At 61.5% G+C, this 13972-nt stretch carries 17 protein-coding genes; 13 read left to right on the plus strand and 4 right to left on the minus strand.

Going from position 1 to position 13972, the window contains the following annotated elements; genetic code table 11:
• Nucleotides 1-2 precede the first annotated feature (2 nt).
• The 7 genes from B5P46_RS09735 (at nucleotide 3) to B5P46_RS09765 (ending at nucleotide 4672) form a co-directional block, all read left to right on the plus strand.
• Nucleotides 3-422, plus strand: coding sequence for a Na(+)/H(+) antiporter subunit B (locus B5P46_RS09735; protein ID WP_018446250.1), 420 nt, complete (start codon nucleotides 3-5; stop codon nucleotides 420-422).
• Nucleotides 422-799, plus strand: coding sequence for a Na+/H+ antiporter subunit C (locus B5P46_RS09740; protein WP_042954591.1), 378 nt, complete (start codon nucleotides 422-424; stop codon nucleotides 797-799). Before B5P46_RS09735 ends, B5P46_RS09740 begins: the two co-directional genes overlap by 1 nt.
• A 264-nt stretch (nucleotides 800-1063) precedes the next feature.
• A complete protein-coding gene (locus B5P46_RS09745) occupies nucleotides 1064-2662 on the plus strand; it encodes a Na+/H+ antiporter subunit D (protein WP_129418477.1) in 1599 nt (532 codons plus the stop codon).
• On the plus strand, nucleotides 2659-3132 hold the full coding sequence (locus tag B5P46_RS09750; RefSeq protein WP_129418478.1) for a Na+/H+ antiporter subunit E: 474 nt from the start codon (nucleotides 2659-2661) through the stop codon (nucleotides 3130-3132). The genes B5P46_RS09745 and B5P46_RS09750 overlap by 4 nt, the downstream gene beginning before the upstream one ends.
• Nucleotides 3129-3482 (plus strand): cation:proton antiporter, encoded by a 354-nt coding sequence (locus B5P46_RS09755; RefSeq protein WP_028741539.1) that lies wholly within the window; start codon nucleotides 3129-3131, stop codon nucleotides 3480-3482. The genes B5P46_RS09750 and B5P46_RS09755 overlap by 4 nt, the downstream gene beginning before the upstream one ends.
• Entirely contained in the window at nucleotides 3479-3811 is a 333-nt protein-coding gene (mnhG, locus tag B5P46_RS09760; protein ID WP_129418479.1) for a monovalent cation/H(+) antiporter subunit G, read from the plus strand. The genes B5P46_RS09755 and mnhG overlap by 4 nt, the downstream gene beginning before the upstream one ends.
• Before the next feature lie 429 nt (nucleotides 3812-4240).
• On the plus strand, nucleotides 4241-4672 hold the full coding sequence (locus tag B5P46_RS09765) for a MucR family transcriptional regulator (protein WP_003546634.1): 432 nt from the start codon (nucleotides 4241-4243) through the stop codon (nucleotides 4670-4672).
• Between the two features lie 276 nt (nucleotides 4673-4948).
• Here B5P46_RS09765 and B5P46_RS09770 read toward each other — a convergent pair whose 3' ends face one another.
• Entirely contained in the window at nucleotides 4949-5371 is a 423-nt protein-coding gene (locus tag B5P46_RS09770) for a SufE family protein (protein WP_129418480.1), read from the minus strand.
• A 377-nt stretch (nucleotides 5372-5748) separates the two neighbouring features.
• The gene (locus B5P46_RS09775) at nucleotides 5749-6243 is read right to left on the minus strand and encodes a DUF5330 domain-containing protein (protein ID WP_129418481.1); all 495 of its coding nucleotides are present in this window, start codon (nucleotides 6241-6243) and stop codon (nucleotides 5749-5751) included.
• 413 nt (nucleotides 6244-6656) lie between these two features.
• On the opposite strand from B5P46_RS09775, the gene B5P46_RS09780 reads away from it, so the two are divergent.
• The 5 genes from B5P46_RS09780 to B5P46_RS09800 all read left to right on the plus strand — a co-directional run bounded on the left by B5P46_RS09780 (nucleotide 6657) and on the right by B5P46_RS09800 (nucleotide 11606).
• Nucleotides 6657-8237: a sensor histidine kinase gene (locus tag B5P46_RS09780; RefSeq protein WP_245456132.1), complete on the plus strand. Its 1581-nt coding sequence runs from the start codon at nucleotides 6657-6659 to the stop codon at nucleotides 8235-8237.
• Nucleotides 8209-9129, plus strand: coding sequence for a peptidoglycan-binding domain-containing protein (locus B5P46_RS09785; RefSeq protein ID WP_129418483.1), 921 nt, complete (start codon nucleotides 8209-8211; stop codon nucleotides 9127-9129). Before B5P46_RS09780 ends, B5P46_RS09785 begins: the two co-directional genes overlap by 29 nt.
• Before the next feature lie 99 nt (nucleotides 9130-9228).
• On the plus strand, nucleotides 9229-9519 hold the full coding sequence (locus B5P46_RS09790) for a hypothetical protein (RefSeq protein ID WP_129418484.1): 291 nt from the start codon (nucleotides 9229-9231) through the stop codon (nucleotides 9517-9519).
• A 161-nt stretch (nucleotides 9520-9680) separates the two neighbouring features.
• The gene (locus B5P46_RS09795; protein ID WP_129418485.1) at nucleotides 9681-11129 is read left to right on the plus strand and encodes a methyl-accepting chemotaxis protein; all 1449 of its coding nucleotides are present in this window, start codon (nucleotides 9681-9683) and stop codon (nucleotides 11127-11129) included.
• Nucleotides 11130-11261: 132 nt separating this feature from the next.
• Nucleotides 11262-11606, plus strand: a complete 345-nt coding sequence (locus B5P46_RS09800) for a DUF1491 family protein (RefSeq protein WP_129418880.1) — start codon at nucleotides 11262-11264, stop codon at nucleotides 11604-11606.
• Between the two features lie 153 nt (nucleotides 11607-11759).
• Here the strand turns inward: B5P46_RS09800 and B5P46_RS09805 are convergent, their stop codons facing one another.
• Both B5P46_RS09805 and B5P46_RS09810 read right to left on the minus strand, forming a co-directional pair.
• Nucleotides 11760-12806, minus strand: a complete 1047-nt coding sequence (locus B5P46_RS09805) for a DUF2336 domain-containing protein (RefSeq protein ID WP_129418486.1) — start codon at nucleotides 12804-12806, stop codon at nucleotides 11760-11762.
• A 248-nt stretch (nucleotides 12807-13054) separates the two neighbouring features.
• Entirely contained in the window at nucleotides 13055-13261 is a 207-nt protein-coding gene (locus tag B5P46_RS09810) for a hypothetical protein (protein ID WP_129418487.1), read from the minus strand.
• A gap of 541 nt (nucleotides 13262-13802) precedes the next feature.
• On the opposite strand from B5P46_RS09810, the gene B5P46_RS34345 reads away from it, so the two are divergent.
• Nucleotides 13803-13970: a hypothetical protein gene (locus B5P46_RS34345; protein WP_003546657.1), complete on the plus strand. Its 168-nt coding sequence runs from the start codon at nucleotides 13803-13805 to the stop codon at nucleotides 13968-13970.
• Nucleotides 13971-13972 lie beyond the last annotated feature (2 nt).

Raw genomic sequence — 13972 nt, forward strand, 5'->3', positions numbered from 1 at the left:
GCGTGAACACCCTCATCTTCCGCACCGTCGCCCCGTTCCTCACCGCGCTGATGCTGCTCTTTTCCGTCTTCGTCTTGCTGCGTGGCCATAACGAGCCGGGCGGCGGCTTCATCGGCGGGTTGATCGCCGCCTCGGGACTGGCGATCTACGGCATTGCCCGCGGCGTTGGCGCCGTTCGCCGGGCGCTGTTCTTCCATCCGCTGTCGATTGCCGGCTTCGGCCTGCTCCTGTCGACGGCGGCCGGTCTTCTCTCCATCCTGTTTGCCGTTCCCTTCATGACCGGCCTCTGGATCTATCCGACGCTTTTCGGCGCCGAGGTGCCGCTGTCGAGCGTCATGCTCTTCGATGTCGGCGTCTATCTTGTCGTGCTCGGCGCCATCACCTCGATCGCTCTGGCATTGGAAGAAAAGGAGGTGGAATGATGGAGCCGCTTCTGGCGATCCTCGTCGGCCTGTTCTTCGCCGCCGCCATCTATCTGATGCTGTCGAAATTCTCGATCCGCATCATGCTCGGCATCGCCATCCTCGGCAACGCCGTCAATCTGCTGCTCTTTACATCAGGCCGGCTGACGCGCGAGGTGCCGCCGATCATCCCGGCGGGTCTCGACAGTCTGCCCGCAGGCACGGCCAACCCGCTGCCGCAGGCGCTCATCCTGACGGCGATCGTCATCTCCTTTTCCTTCCTTGCCTTCCTGCTGGTGCTGACTTACCGCGCCTATCAGGACCTCGGCACCGACAACACCAGCGACATGCGCGCCGCCGAGCCCGACGACCGGCCGCTGCCGCCATTGGGGTATTGAGGATGGACATGCGAATTTGGGCTGAAGCGCTACCGGCAACTTCCCTCTTCTCCCCAGCGGGGAGAAGGTGCCCGTCAGGGCGGATGAGGGGGGTGAGGAGCATTCGCGACGAACGCCCGAAGCGCAAGCGAAGGGCAATGTTTTCGGCACAACGAAGGATGACGTGTGTCGTGTGGCCCCCCCCATCCGACCCTTCGGGCCACCTTCTCCCCGCTGGGGAGAAGAGGGAGCAAGCCTCGCCGACCGGAAAAGAAACCTGATCGCATGGCCGCTCCCACCTCCACCGTCGATCTCTCCGCCGCCCTGATCACCGCCCCGGTGCCGATCGGACATTGGCTTGCCATCCTGCCGGTCGCCCATTGCATCACGCTCGGTGCCGTCCTGCTGATGCTGCGCGGCTATCCCCGTCTGCAGGCCTCGCTTGCCATCCCTGGCCTTGCGGCGCTGGCGCTGATCGATGCGGCGCTGCTTGCCAAGGTCGCGGCCGACGGGCCGCTGACCATGGTCATGGGCCGCTGGCTGCCGCCTTTCGGCATCGCCTTCACCGTCGATCTCTTCGGTGCGCTGATGGCCTTCACCGCGGCCCTTGCCGCGCTCGCCGGCGGCATCTATGCGCTGGCCGATATCGGCGAAAGCGGCCGGCGATACGGCTTCTTCCCGCTGCTCATGCTGCTGATGGCCGGCGTCACCGGCGCCTTTCTGACCGGCGATATCTTCAATCTCTACGTCTGGTTCGAGGTGCTGCTGATCTCCTCCTTCGGGCTGATCATCCTTGGTTCCGAACGTGAGCAGATCGACGGCGCGCTGAAATATGCGGTGCTCAATCTGATCGCCACGACCCTGTTCCTGATCGGCGTCGGCATTCTCTATGCCGCCTTCGGCACGCTCAATATGGCCGATATCGCTGCAAAAGCTGGGGATTTGCGCGGCACGGCGCCGCTGATGACGCTGGCAAGCCTCTTCCTGCTCGCCTTCGGCATGAAGGCGGCAGCCTTCCCGGTCAATTTCTGGCTGCCTGCCGCCTACCATACGCCGCGTATCGTAGTCTCCGCGCTGTTTGCCGGCCTGCTGACCAAGGTCGGCATCTACGCGCTGATCCGGGTGATGGTCATGCTGTTGCCGATGGAGCGCCAGGAATTGAGCCTGGTGATCGCGCTCGCCGCCGCCGCGACGATTGTCGTCGGCGCTCTCGGCGCGCTTGCCGAAAACGATATCCGCCGGCTGTTCGGCTATGTCGTCATATCGGGCATCGGCAACATGCTTGCGGGGGTCGCCCTCGGCGGCCCTGGCGGCATTAGCGGCGCGGTCTTCTATGCGCTCCATTCCATGGTGCTGATGACGGCGCTTTATCTTGCCGCCGGCGAGATCGCCCGGCGCGGCGGCGGCTTTTCGCTGTCGGTCCTCGGCGGGCTCTATCGGCAAAGCGGCGGCTTCACCGCGCTCTCCCTCGTGCTCTTCCTTGCCGCCTGTGGCCTGCCGCCCTTTTCCGGCTTCTGGCCAAAGGTCATTCTCGTCAAGGCCTCGCTCGATCTCGGGGCCTGGTGGCTGGCGGCATCGATCCTCCTCGGCGGTTTTCTGACGACGATCGCCTTCGGCCGTCTCTTCTTGCTCGCCTATTGGCGCCCGGCACCGATGGCCCTGACACCGATAGGCCTGACGCCGATAGCCCTGACGCCGATAGCCCTGACGCCGTCCGGACCGAGGTGGCGCACGGGGCTGCCGCTCGCCGCGCTGACAGCGCTGGTCGTCGGCTTCGGGATCTTGCCGGAACAGTTGTTGGCGCTGTCGCAATCGGCCGCAGCCGGCCTGGCCGATCCCCAGGCCTATCTTCATTCGGTCTTTCCGGAAGGCGGCGCGCCGTGATCTTCTTCCTCTTCAACCTGCTGCTTGCCATTGCCTGGGTGACTGTCACCGGCAGCGTCTCGCTGCACAATCTCGTCCTCGGCTTGCTGCTCGGGGCCCTGGCGCTGGTCATCATCCGCGAATCCTTCGGCGGCAAAGGGCATATCCCCCGCGTTCTCCCGTTGCTCTCGCTCGCCGCTCTGTTCCTGAAGGAATTGTCGCTCTCGGCCTGGAAGGTCACGGTCACCGTCCTCTCCCCCGATATGAAGCTGAAACCCGGCATCTTCGCCTACCCTTTGACGGTGACGAGCGATTTCGAGATCACTTTGCTGGCAAACCTCATCACCCTGACTCCAGGCACGCTTTCGGTCGACGTCTCCACAGATCGCCGCACGCTCTATGTGCACGCGCTTGATTGTTCCGATCCGGAGGCGACCAGGCGTGATATTGCCAACGGTTTCGAACGCAAGATCATGGAGGCCTTCCGGTGATCACACCTGCCGCCATCGTCGCGGTCGCATCCTCGGCCGCACTCGTCATCCTCGGCCTGGCGCTGATTCTGACTGTGTGGCGCGTCGTTGCCGGCCCGACATTGCCGGACCGGATCCTCGCCCTCGACATGCTGACCGGCATCGCCATCGGCTTCATCGCCGTCATCGCGGTCAAGACCGGCTTTTCGCTCTATATCGATATCGCCATCTCGCTCGGCCTCGTCGGTTTCCTGGCGACCGTCGCCTTCGCCCGATTCGTGCTGTCGCGCGGCAACATCAAATCGAAGCCGCCCGCCGCTGCGGCAAATGGCAACACGCAAAAGCGCCGGGCAGGGGGAAAGAAACGATGATCGATTATATCGTGGCTGCCGTCACCGCCCTGCTTTTGATCGTTGGTTCGCTCTTTGCGCTTGCGGCAGCGATCGGCCTGGTCCGGCTGCCCGATCTCTATACGCGCATGCATTCGGCCTCGAAGGCGGGGACTGTCGGCTCCGGCTTGTTGCTCCTTGCCGCCGGCCTCTATTCTGAGGACCCGGCGATTCTCGCCCGCGCCATTGCCGGTTTCGTCTTCTTCCTGCTGACGGCGCCTGTGTCTGCCCATCTGCTTGCCAGAGCTGCCCATCGTTCGGGATATGATCTCGGTGCACTCTCGGTCCGTGACGATATCAGGGATCGTTGAGCCTATGCTGTTCGGCGACTTTACCAGACTTATGCACAGGAAGCTGTGAGTAAAGCTTGCCGAAGAGCCCCTCAATTCTTCATCTGTCATTTTTTCTCAAGAAAAACGACAAATAATAATTGGCCTTTCGACCAAACGATGGTATTTGAAAATGCAAGTAGAGTTCTGATTGTGAATTGCAATCGTACTGCTTCCAAGTCCCTCAGTTTTGATTTTTAATGTCTAAACTGAGGCCATCGCCTGGGGCATGACGTAGTGGTTTCCAGTCAGGCAGTATAAGAACAGGTCACGCTCTTCGGAATCTAGGGGTGGATTTCGCGTTTTTCGAAACAGAAGGTCGCTTCCTGTGCTTTTGCTGTTCGCTTCTACGAGGCGGGTCTTTGGCGTGTCAGTCAAAGACCGTTTGAGCATGCTAACAGGAGAAAGAATATGACGGATATAGCGACCGGCAGTGCGCCGGAGCTGCTTGTGGAACTGACAGCCGACATTGTCGCGGCCTATGTCAGCAACCATGTTGTACCGGTCAGCGACCTGGCCAATCTGATTTCCGACGTGCATTCGGCACTGAGCAACACGTCCGTACCGCAGCCTGCTGCGGCGATCGTCGAAAAGCAGAAGCCTGCAGTTTCTGTCCGCAAGTCCGTACAGGACGAGCAGATCACGTGTTTGGAATGCGGCGGCAACTTCAAGTCCCTCAAGCGTCACCTGATGACGCATCACAGCCTCTCGCCGGAAGAATACCGCGAGAAGTGGGACCTGCCGACCGATTACCCGATGGTAGCGCCCGCTTATGCCGAAGCGCGTTCGCGCCTGGCAAAGGAAATGGGCCTCGGGCAGCGCCGCAAGCGCGGCCGCGGCTGAGCTTTTTCAAAAGCATCGACGACAAAAGCCGGGTCTTGTGCCCGGCTTTTCTGTGCCTTCGCAAGGCGAAGAAATACTCTTTCCGGCATTTAAAGCGTCGCGGCTGATTCGGCCGGACGCCCACGACGGCGTAAGAGATCCCGACTTATGCTTTGCCGACAGGCTTAGAATGTATTCCTATACTATCAGCAAGTGTTAATATATTCGATGTGCCAAGGCAGGCGCTGTCCGAATCGATCGGCTGGGGCTCTGAAAGCCCGTCAGCCATCATCGCGGTCAAGCCGCGGCGCGGACTCTCGCCTCTTCGCGGATCCTGTTCACCATCGACCGCAGTCCGTTCGAACGCTGCGATGACAGGTTCTCCACCAGGCCGATCTTCGAGAATATCTCGAAGGCATCGAGCCCGGAGATCTCCGATGCCGTCTTGCCGGAATAGGTGGCAAGCACGATGGCGACGAGGCCGCGCACGATATGGGCGTCGGAATCGCCCTCGAAGCTCATGACCGGGTTGTCGGGATCGCCTGTCGTATGGGTCACCAGCCAAACCTGGCTGGCGCAGCCCATCACCTTATTCTCCGAGGTGCGCTTCTCCTCGGCCAGGTCGGGCAGTGCCTTGCCGAGTTCGATGACATAGCGGTAGCGGTCTTCCCAATCGTCCAGGAAAGCGAAGTCGTCGATGATCTGGTCGAGGGATGCCATGGAGAAGCCTTTCACTGTTAAAGCAGTTCCAGCAAAAGTGCGCAGCGGTTTTGCGTCAGGAAATGCTCTAGAAGTGCATATAGGTGAAAGACCGGCAGATTTGAACCGCTAAAGCAATTCCAGGAAAAGTGTGAAGCGGTTTTCCGTCCGGAATTGCGTAAACAAAAGACCGAAGCAATTCCAGGAAAAGTGTGAAGCGGTTTTCCAGGCAACTCACGAAGCGGTTTTGCCGGGAATTGCGTAAACTGAGATAGAAAAAACGCCGTGAAGGATGGGCATCCTCACGGCGCAGCAACATGCTGAATTAAACAGGGCAGGCACGTCAGGCATGGGGCATCTCCGCGTCATGCGGACCACCGATGCAAGCTGGTTGAGGGTCAGGTCGCCGGCTTCGGCGTCGGCAGCGGAATAGCGCCGGTCACCACCGTCTCTGAGGAGGCATCGTCCTCGACCGGCGGACGGTAAGGCATCGGCTGGTTGAGCGCGGCTTTTGCCTCGCGTACCTTTTCCTGGATGGCAGGCGTGGTGAGGGAAGGCATGTTGAGCGCCACCGGCATCTGCGGTTCGGCAAGCTTTGCGGTCGCCGGCGCCTCATCCGTGAACTGGCTGTCGAGAAGTTCATAGGCAACGCGGGCGCCTTCGCGGGCCCGGTAGCCGAGTGCGGTGAGGGTCTCGGTGCCTTTGGCGCAGACTTCGGGCTTCTCCGAGCACATGCCGGTCAAATAGTCATAGGCGCCGCTTGCCGCCGTGAACGCATCGGACAGCTGCAATTGCGGGCCGTTGGCGAGCTTGTCGGAACTCTCCGTGCTGAAGACGGAAAGAAGCACGAGCACGAGGCCAAACCAGAAGGATCCTTTGATCAGAAACCACATTGTCGTCGCCCATCCTGTTTTCCCCGTCCGGTTCTTGTTGCCGAATCAGGCCGGTTGTCCGGTGTGTTTTCACCCTACCGCCAAGTTGCGAATGCCGCTTTTCGAAACTCACGCGCATTTGCGGCAAATTTAGTTCAAATTTTAGCGAACGGCATTTGAACCGCATTTTAGTCGAATGCGAGCGATCGCCGTTAAGCATCAGGGCAGCACCTGCTTGCAATTGCAGGACTTTTGCCGGCTCGCCCTGCCACAGGAGTTAACGCAATGCTGAAATATGAGGAAAATCCGTCGCTTACCCCCTATTAACCACAAAAGGCAAAGAGCCTTCCAGATGCTTCAAAACGAGAATTTCGGCCGTTTCAGACTGTGAACAGCGCTTTTGCCTTATCCTTTCTTTAAGTCGCCAAGGCCTATTGTCCGGATCGATAGACAGCCTTTCGGGCGGGTATTGCGTGCGTGTATTGAGTAACATTGGCGGCTGGATGACGGCCCTCGTAGACCGGGCAGGGACAAGCTGGCTCTCCCGGACGGGCGGCGGTGAAGCCGTGCGCCAACGCGAGCTCGCAATCCTGCGCCGCCTCGTGCTGCTCTCGTCGGCCGCTCTCGTTGCCGCTCCGATTGGCCTTTCGGCGGTCACCAGTCCGGCCGTGGCGCTGCCGGCAGGTGTCGCCATGGTCTGCGCCGCCTTTCTCTTTTCCGCCGTCGGCAGCATCGCGCTCGCCCGTCAGGGTTCGTCCGCCGGTATCGCCACGCAGTCGGCCGAGGATTTCTTCCTTGCCGCCACCCCGGGCCTCGTCTTCTTCCTCGACCCGCATGGCAGTGTGGCGACCATCGGCGGTCGCGACCGGCGCGATTTCCTCGCCTGGATGCGCGATCCCAAGGGCAGGGGCTTCCTGGAGCAGGTGCATGTCTCCGACCGCATCCTTTTCCTGCAGGCGCTCGATGGCCTGCGCCGGGGCGAGGATGCTCAGAGCGTGGATCTCCGCATCGACCGGCCCTCGGTCTCGCGTGATCAACGCCAGTTCGCCTATCTGAGAATGGACATGACGGCCCGGCGCGATGCCGACGGTGAACTTACCGCCATCATTGCCCAGCTGCGCGATGTCTCCGTCGAGCAGCAACTGCGTGACGAAGCCCAGAACCGCGCGGCCGATGCCGAATCCGCAAATGACGCCAAATCGCGCTTCCTCGCCGCCGTCAGCCATGAGCTGCGCACGCCGCTGAACGCCATTCTCGGTTTTTCCGACATCCTGATCGGCGAATATTTCGGCAAGTTCGAAAACGACCGTCAGCGCGAATATGTCGGCCTGGTCCGCGAATCCGGCGCGCATCTGCTATCCGTCGTCAACACCATGCTCGACATGAGCAAGATCGAAGCCGGCCGCTACGAGCTGATCCTCGAAGCCTTCGACATATCAAGCTCCGTCAAATCCTGCGAATCGATGCTGGCATTGCAGGCCAAGACCAAGGGTCTCACCCTGACGAGCCGTATCCAGCGTGGTCTCGGCGAGATCGTCGCCGATCAGCGCGCCATCCAGCAGATCCTCATCAACCTCGTCGGCAATGCCATAAAGTTCACCGAGGCCGGCGGTGTCGTCTCGGTCGATGCGGCAGCGCGCGACGGCATCCTCAAGCTGACGGTCAGCGACACCGGCATCGGCATCCCGGCCGACAAGCTGGCATTGCTCGGCCAGCCCTTCGTCCAGATCCAGAACGATTACACCCGCCGCTTCGAAGGCTCCGGCCTCGGTCTCTCCCTGGTCAAGGGGCTGGTGGCGCTGCATGGCGGGTATTTCGCCATCGCCAGCCAGCCGGGCGAAGGCACGATCATCACCATTGAGATCGCGGTGGACGGCTCGGGTGCTCAGCACGCCGAAGACGCCGGTCATGGCGCGACTGTCGAGTTTCCGCCGCGGCTGAAGGGCGCGGTCAACACAGGCGCAGAATTGGAAGAGGGGCGTTTCGATGGCCGCGCGCAAGCGAAAATCGCCTAAGGGAAAAAGGGGACGGCAGCAGCCGGGCCTTCTGATGTCAGGCGCTGCCGCCCTCGGCGGGCTCGGCCTGCAGGGCGCCTCCGTGCTCGGCGGCGTCATCGGCCGCAATCCGTCGGTCGCCGGCGGCACGATCACCTTCGCCGTCATCTTCTCCTTCGTCGCCGCCAATGCGCTCTGGTATCAGCCGGGCCTGCATCCGCATCCGATCTTCCGCACCCGCGATCCGCAGTCTCCAACCGTGCTCGGCGCCCGCCGCCCGGCCGAGGAGCAACAGGGCGACGTCACCACCTTCCGGATCGAGCGGCCGCAGGATACCGCCACCACCAACGCGACACCGGCGCCTGCCGCGCCCGGCCAGCAGCCGAGCCAGCTCGTCATGGACATCCAGCAGCAGCTGGTCCGCCGCGGCCTCTATAACGGCATACCCGACGGCATCATTGGCCCCCGCACCAGTGCGGCCATTCTCTTCTTCGAAGAGACCGTCGGCATGACCCAGACCGGCGATCCGACGCCGGAGGTCCTAGTGGCGCTGAAGACCGATGCCGCCGGCCCCTCGACCGTGCCCGCCGAAAAGCCGCCCGAGGATGTAAGCTCGAAGGCGGCGGCGGAAGACCCGGTGGCAGCGGCGATCCGCAGCGCCGAAAAGACGGTCAAAACGGCTCCATCGGCGGCAAAGCAGGTTCCATCAAGCCAAATCACCAATGTCGACCTGGTGCTGAAGATCCAGAAGGGTCTTTCCAACATGGCCTATGCCAATGTCGGCGTCGATGGCGTTGCCGGCGAGCAGACCCGCGCGGCCATCCGCCATTTTCAGAAGCACTACAACCTGCCCGAAGACGGCGAGCCGAACCAGGCGGTGCTGAAGAAACTCAAGGAAATCGGCGCGATCTAGAACATGATGGTGAAAAGGGTGAGCGGTTTTCGGACGACATCCTGTTCTAAATCGGCAAAAAGTTTTTTACTCAATCGAGTAAGATGATAGAATTCATCTATGCGTCCACCAAAGATCCAACCGCTGGAAATTGACCCGCATCTGCAAGCCCGTCTTGGCGTGCTTGCCGAAAAGCAGGGTGCTTCCCTTGCCGATTTTACCGAAAGCGTGCTGCGCTCCTATACCGATGAATCGGAGCGCACGATCAGCGAACAAGCTGAGGACGAAGGGCGCTGGCAGCGGTATCTTGAAACCGGAGTGTCGGTGCCGTTTGAAACGGTCCGGGCCAGACTGCGCGGCTTTGCCGCCGAAGCTCGCCGAACGCTTGAGGGCACTGAGGGGGACGGTTGAGGCGTTTTCTAGCCAACTGATGCGTCTCCACGCAGCAACCGGCTCTGCAGCCGCGGTGCCGGCTTTTTTCCTACAACCTAAGTCTAAGGCGCTGTCGCTGTTTGCAACTTATTAACCATGTTGCCTGAAGCTTTTCTGATTGGGGCGGGGGAGCGTCGGTCATGCATGCGCTGAAGGCGATAGACGATCTGGCCGGAGAACCGGCGGTCGAAGCGGGAGGGCCTGATCGCGAGGCGCTGCGCCACATCATGCTGCGTCTTGCCGAAGAAGCCTCTACCCTTGGCATCGATCTTGTCGATATCGCCGGCGCCATCCAGGACATGGCGGGAATGTCGGCCCGGCATGCCTCCACCTTCGATCAGGTCACCCGCACCGCGCTGTCGATTGCCGAGACCAACCGCTCGGTCGCCGTGTCGCTGCGCGAGACCGACCGCACGGCGGCCGAGGCCCGCCACATGCTGAAGGAATCGGCCGACCGCCTGACCGGCTCCGTCGCCGAGATCGGCCACATGGTTAAGTCTTCCAACGAGATCGGCACCGAGATCGCCGGCTTCTCCAAGTCGCTTGCCGATGTCGACAATATCGCCGAGGAGATCAGCACCATCGCCCGCCAGACCAACCTGCTGGCGCTGAATGCCGCGATCGAGGCGGCGCGTGCCGGCGATGCCGGCAAGGGTTTTGCGGTCGTCGCCGCCGAGGTCCGGGCGCTTTCGCTGCAGACCTCGAAGGCGACCGGCTCCATCCAGCAGACGCTGGACGAACTGCGCGTGAAGATCGACCGGCTGTCGGCCGTCGGCAGCGATGCGCGCGACAGTGCCGCCGGCGTGCGCGACAAGTCGGAGACGATGCGCGGTGCCTTCGAAAGCATGGAACATGTCATCACCCGCATCCTCGACAGTTCGACCGTCATGGCCAACACCACCGAGGCGGTCGACCAGCAATGCGCCGGCTTCGTCGAGAAGCTCGGCGAGATGTCGGCCGAGGTCGCCGGCTCGAATGTCAGGCTTCAGCAGGCGGCAAAACGCGTCGACAGCGTCGTCGGCCTCTCGGAAACCCTGATCCAGCTGACGGCGAGCGCCGGCGTCAAGACCGCCGACAGCCGTTGGATCGAGGAAGCGCAGTCGGTGGCAAGACAGATTTCCGGCGCCTTCGAGCGCGCCGTCGCGGAAGGGCAGATCGGGCTCGATGCTCTTTTCGACCGACGGTATCGGCCAATACCAGGCTCCGATCCGGCACAGATGATGGCAGCCTTCACCGAACTCACCGACCGCCTGCTGCCGCCGATCCAGGAACCCGTCACAACCTTGGACGAGCGCATCGCCTTCTGCGCGGCGATCGACGAGAACGGCTATCTGCCGACCCACAACCGGAAATTCTCGCAAGCCCAGCGGCCTGGCGACACCGTCTGGAATACCGCCAATTGCCGCAATCGCCGCATCTTCGCCGATCGCGTCGGCCTTGCCGCCGGCCGCAGCACCGCGCCCTTCCTCGTCCAGACCTACAGGCGCGACATGGGCGGCGGCAATTTCGTGATGATGAAGGATATCTCCGCTCCGATCACCGTCCGTGGACGGCATTGGGGCGGATTGCGGCTGGCAGTCAAGGTCTGACTCGGCGGTCAAGATTTAACCGCGGATTGCCGCCGCCCGCGCCGGTCTAAAGCATGTCGCAATCTCGTCTCGCGCTTTAAGTCTTTATCTTTCCGCATGTCGTTATCGCGCGACATGCTTTATACCGCCCCAATGAGATTACGCGCCGACATCTTCGTTTCCGCCCTCCTGCGCCGCGTCTTTGCCAGCGGCGATTTCGCCGCCGTCGAGAAGAAGGGTGCGGAGGAAGCAGGTGCGGTCTTCATCCGCCAGCACTTCCGCGACGGCCTGGAAACGCTTTACGCGCCGGCGCCGCAGTCCGCCTTCGACGAAGGCCAGGCCGGTGACCGCCTGTTCGAGATCCGCCTGTCGCGCAGCGATCCTGAAGCGATACGCGCGATGCTGGAGCGCGAACGCAAATTCGACCCCGATCTCTGGATCGTCGAGCTGGAGGCGGAGGAGCTGGGGGATATGATCCCGCTTGTGAAGGGCGGCTAAGAGCCAAGGCGCTCGTCAGCTCAGCGTCATGTCGAACCGCTGATAAAGCATGTCGCGCAAAAGTGAGCAGCGGTTTGCGACAACAACATGCGTAAAAACAAAGACCGAAAGCGCGACAAGCGAATCTGAAAGATCGCGACGCGCTTTAGCTGCTCAGCGAGACCGCCGCCCCATGACGCGCATGTCGCGCTGCGGCGGCGCCTGGCGGATGAAGCGATAGTCGGGCGTTGCCGGCGCCGGCGTATTGGTCGCCTCCGGCTTATAGGTATAGCGATCCGCACGCCGCCAGGCTTCGACGCGTTCGTGGCATTCTTCCGGGTCGAGCGCATCGAGCACCATCCAGCCGCGGGTGACGTTGTGCTGCTGTTCGGCCAGGTGCGGATAGAGCCTTTCGAGCACGAAGACGGCGTCGAGAAAGCCCATGCCGAGGCTGGTCAGCGTCGTGGCGAGCTGCTGGCCGGAAAGATCGAGCATGATGCGCTCGGCAAGCCAGCGGCTGGCGGAAAGCGCATCGGCAAGTGCGGTCGCGAAATGCGTCGCCTCGCGCGAGCGGGCAAAGCGCACCAGCAGCGCCTCCTGAATGTCGGTGAGCGTGCGCAGACCGAGCCTGTCCTCGTCGGCACGGCCGAGATGGCCGGCAAGTCCGAGGATGCGTTCGCGCAACACCTCTTCATTGGCAACCCGCTGTTCCTCCAGCGCATCCGCCTCGTTGGTCTCGGCCGGCGCCGGCGAAAGCGGGACTGCCGGCGATTCCATGACCGGCGCCGATGCGGCCGCGGACCGCGGCTGGCTCTGGCGCAGCGCCACCAAAGCATCGATGACCTTCGGCGAGAGTGAATCGCGGCTGACGATCGCCTTGACATGCGCTGCACCCTGCATGCGCGCGATGGTAATCAGCGTATCGTCGGCGATTGCCTTCGAGGCGGCAAGAAAGGGGGCTGCGATCTCGATCGGCTGGTTGCCGATGAACAGCGCCACGGCGGCCGGCATGTTCTCGCATTGGGACAGCGCCGCGACCGCCTGGCGCTTGGCCTCGTCGGAGGAGGCCTGGAACAGCGGCATGAAAAGTTCGGCGAATTGGCGCAGTTCGGACCGTGTCGGATGAGACAGGTTCTCGAAACTGCTGACAGTCGCCATTAATACCACGTCCTTTTTCCTGACGGCCAAGGGGCCTTCTAGGTCTCGAAACCGGTCACGCACAAAAACACCCCGAAAACGCAGAACAAGGGGACCAAGGCCGATATGCGCTGGCGGAACGCATGTCAGGCCATACGGTTATGAACAAATCCTACACCGGTACGGTTAATGCATGCTGAAGATTTTATTAAAATGCAACAGAAATATACACGCTGAGCGTGTCGCGGCATGGTTAGCCGGCAATATAAAAATGCGCGGTTTGGAAGGCGTGCTGCGAAGATTGCGCATCGCCGTCGTGATGGTGGAAAAACTCAGGCGACCCTGTGATCGCGCAGCGCGTGAAGCAGCTTTTCGCGGCTGTCGTAACCGGCCTGATAAAGGTCGAGTGCTGCGGATGCCGCGAATTGCGCGTCGACGCTTTTGATGTCGATGCGCCGTTCCGAGCACCAGGCATCGAGCGCACTGCGCAGCACGTCGAGATCTTCAGGCGAGAAAGATGAATTCACCAGCAAAGACATCGCTTGCCCTCCGCATTCCGGCAAGAACGTGGAAAATCCCCGATCGATCGGAGCCCGGAAACGTGTGACCGACAGGAGAGAACATACGCGCATCTGAGCGCCTCGCAATTAAATATTTTCATGATGTATTTTTGCAACATCGCCTTTTTCCCAGAAGGTGGATTGCGGCGCCGATGCCAACTATATGAATTATTTCTAATTTTATCCGTCGATCTCCAGCCTGCCGTTTGCGCAGGCGGCTTGAAACCAAATCAACTCTTCGAGCGTTAGAGAGGAAGTAACGTGAACTGTGTTTGGCATCCGCCGAACATTAGTAAACTGTTAACTGTCATCTGTCTCAATTCGGATAGGAACGACGCGATTTGAGTATTTGGATCGTTGAAACTCCGCATCACGGTATTTCAATCAGGTGCCGTGGGAAAGGCGCGAATGCCCTCGGTCCGGTCATCCCGGCACTGCAGGACGCGCCGGCCCGCACATTGGCGGGCAGGGTGAAATCCATCGCAAGTTCATCCGTCTCGGGCAGTGCATGGAGACGAGAATGGCAATAGTAGTCGCATTGGCGGATCGGCGGCCGCGGGCGCCGCGTCGCCCGGACAAAGAGCCCCGCGAAGCCAAGATCCTTTGGTTCACCGGCGTCCGCTACGAGCGGTTGGCCGAGAGCCCCAAACATCGTCCGGCGCCCGCGCCGCGCGTCAACAAGAAGTAACC

The organism is Rhizobium leguminosarum, from assembly GCF_004123835.1.
GTDB lineage: Bacteria > Pseudomonadota > Alphaproteobacteria > Rhizobiales > Rhizobiaceae > Rhizobium > Rhizobium leguminosarum_M.

What these genes read in the sequence shown, in the direction of transcription:
- B5P46_RS34345 (WP_003546657.1), top strand. Translation starts at nt 13,803, where the DNA reads ATGGCAATAGTAGTCGCATTGGCGGATCGGCGGCCGCGGGCGCCGCGT.
- B5P46_RS09770 (WP_129418480.1), bottom strand. Translation starts at nt 5,371, where the DNA reads ATGGCATCCCTCGACCAGATCATCGACGACTTCGCTTTCCTGGACGAT.
- B5P46_RS09790 (WP_129418484.1), top strand. Translation starts at nt 9,229, where the DNA reads ATGCGTCCACCAAAGATCCAACCGCTGGAAATTGACCCGCATCTGCAA.
- mnhG (WP_129418479.1), top strand. Translation starts at nt 3,479, where the DNA reads ATGATCGATTATATCGTGGCTGCCGTCACCGCCCTGCTTTTGATCGTT.
- B5P46_RS09795 (WP_129418485.1), top strand. Translation starts at nt 9,681, where the DNA reads ATGCATGCGCTGAAGGCGATAGACGATCTGGCCGGAGAACCGGCGGTC.
- B5P46_RS09740 (WP_042954591.1), top strand. Translation starts at nt 422, where the DNA reads ATGGAGCCGCTTCTGGCGATCCTCGTCGGCCTGTTCTTCGCCGCCGCC.
- B5P46_RS09785 (WP_129418483.1), top strand. Translation starts at nt 8,209, where the DNA reads ATGGCCGCGCGCAAGCGAAAATCGCCTAAGGGAAAAAGGGGACGGCAG.
- B5P46_RS09745 (WP_129418477.1), top strand. Translation starts at nt 1,064, where the DNA reads ATGGCCGCTCCCACCTCCACCGTCGATCTCTCCGCCGCCCTGATCACC.
- B5P46_RS09810 (WP_129418487.1), bottom strand. Translation starts at nt 13,261, where the DNA reads ATGTCTTTGCTGGTGAATTCATCTTTCTCGCCTGAAGATCTCGACGTG.
- B5P46_RS09765 (WP_003546634.1), top strand. Translation starts at nt 4,241, where the DNA reads ATGACGGATATAGCGACCGGCAGTGCGCCGGAGCTGCTTGTGGAACTG.
- B5P46_RS09800 (WP_129418880.1), top strand. Translation starts at nt 11,262, where the DNA reads ATGAGATTACGCGCCGACATCTTCGTTTCCGCCCTCCTGCGCCGCGTC.
- B5P46_RS09775 (WP_129418481.1), bottom strand. Translation starts at nt 6,243, where the DNA reads ATGTGGTTTCTGATCAAAGGATCCTTCTGGTTTGGCCTCGTGCTCGTG.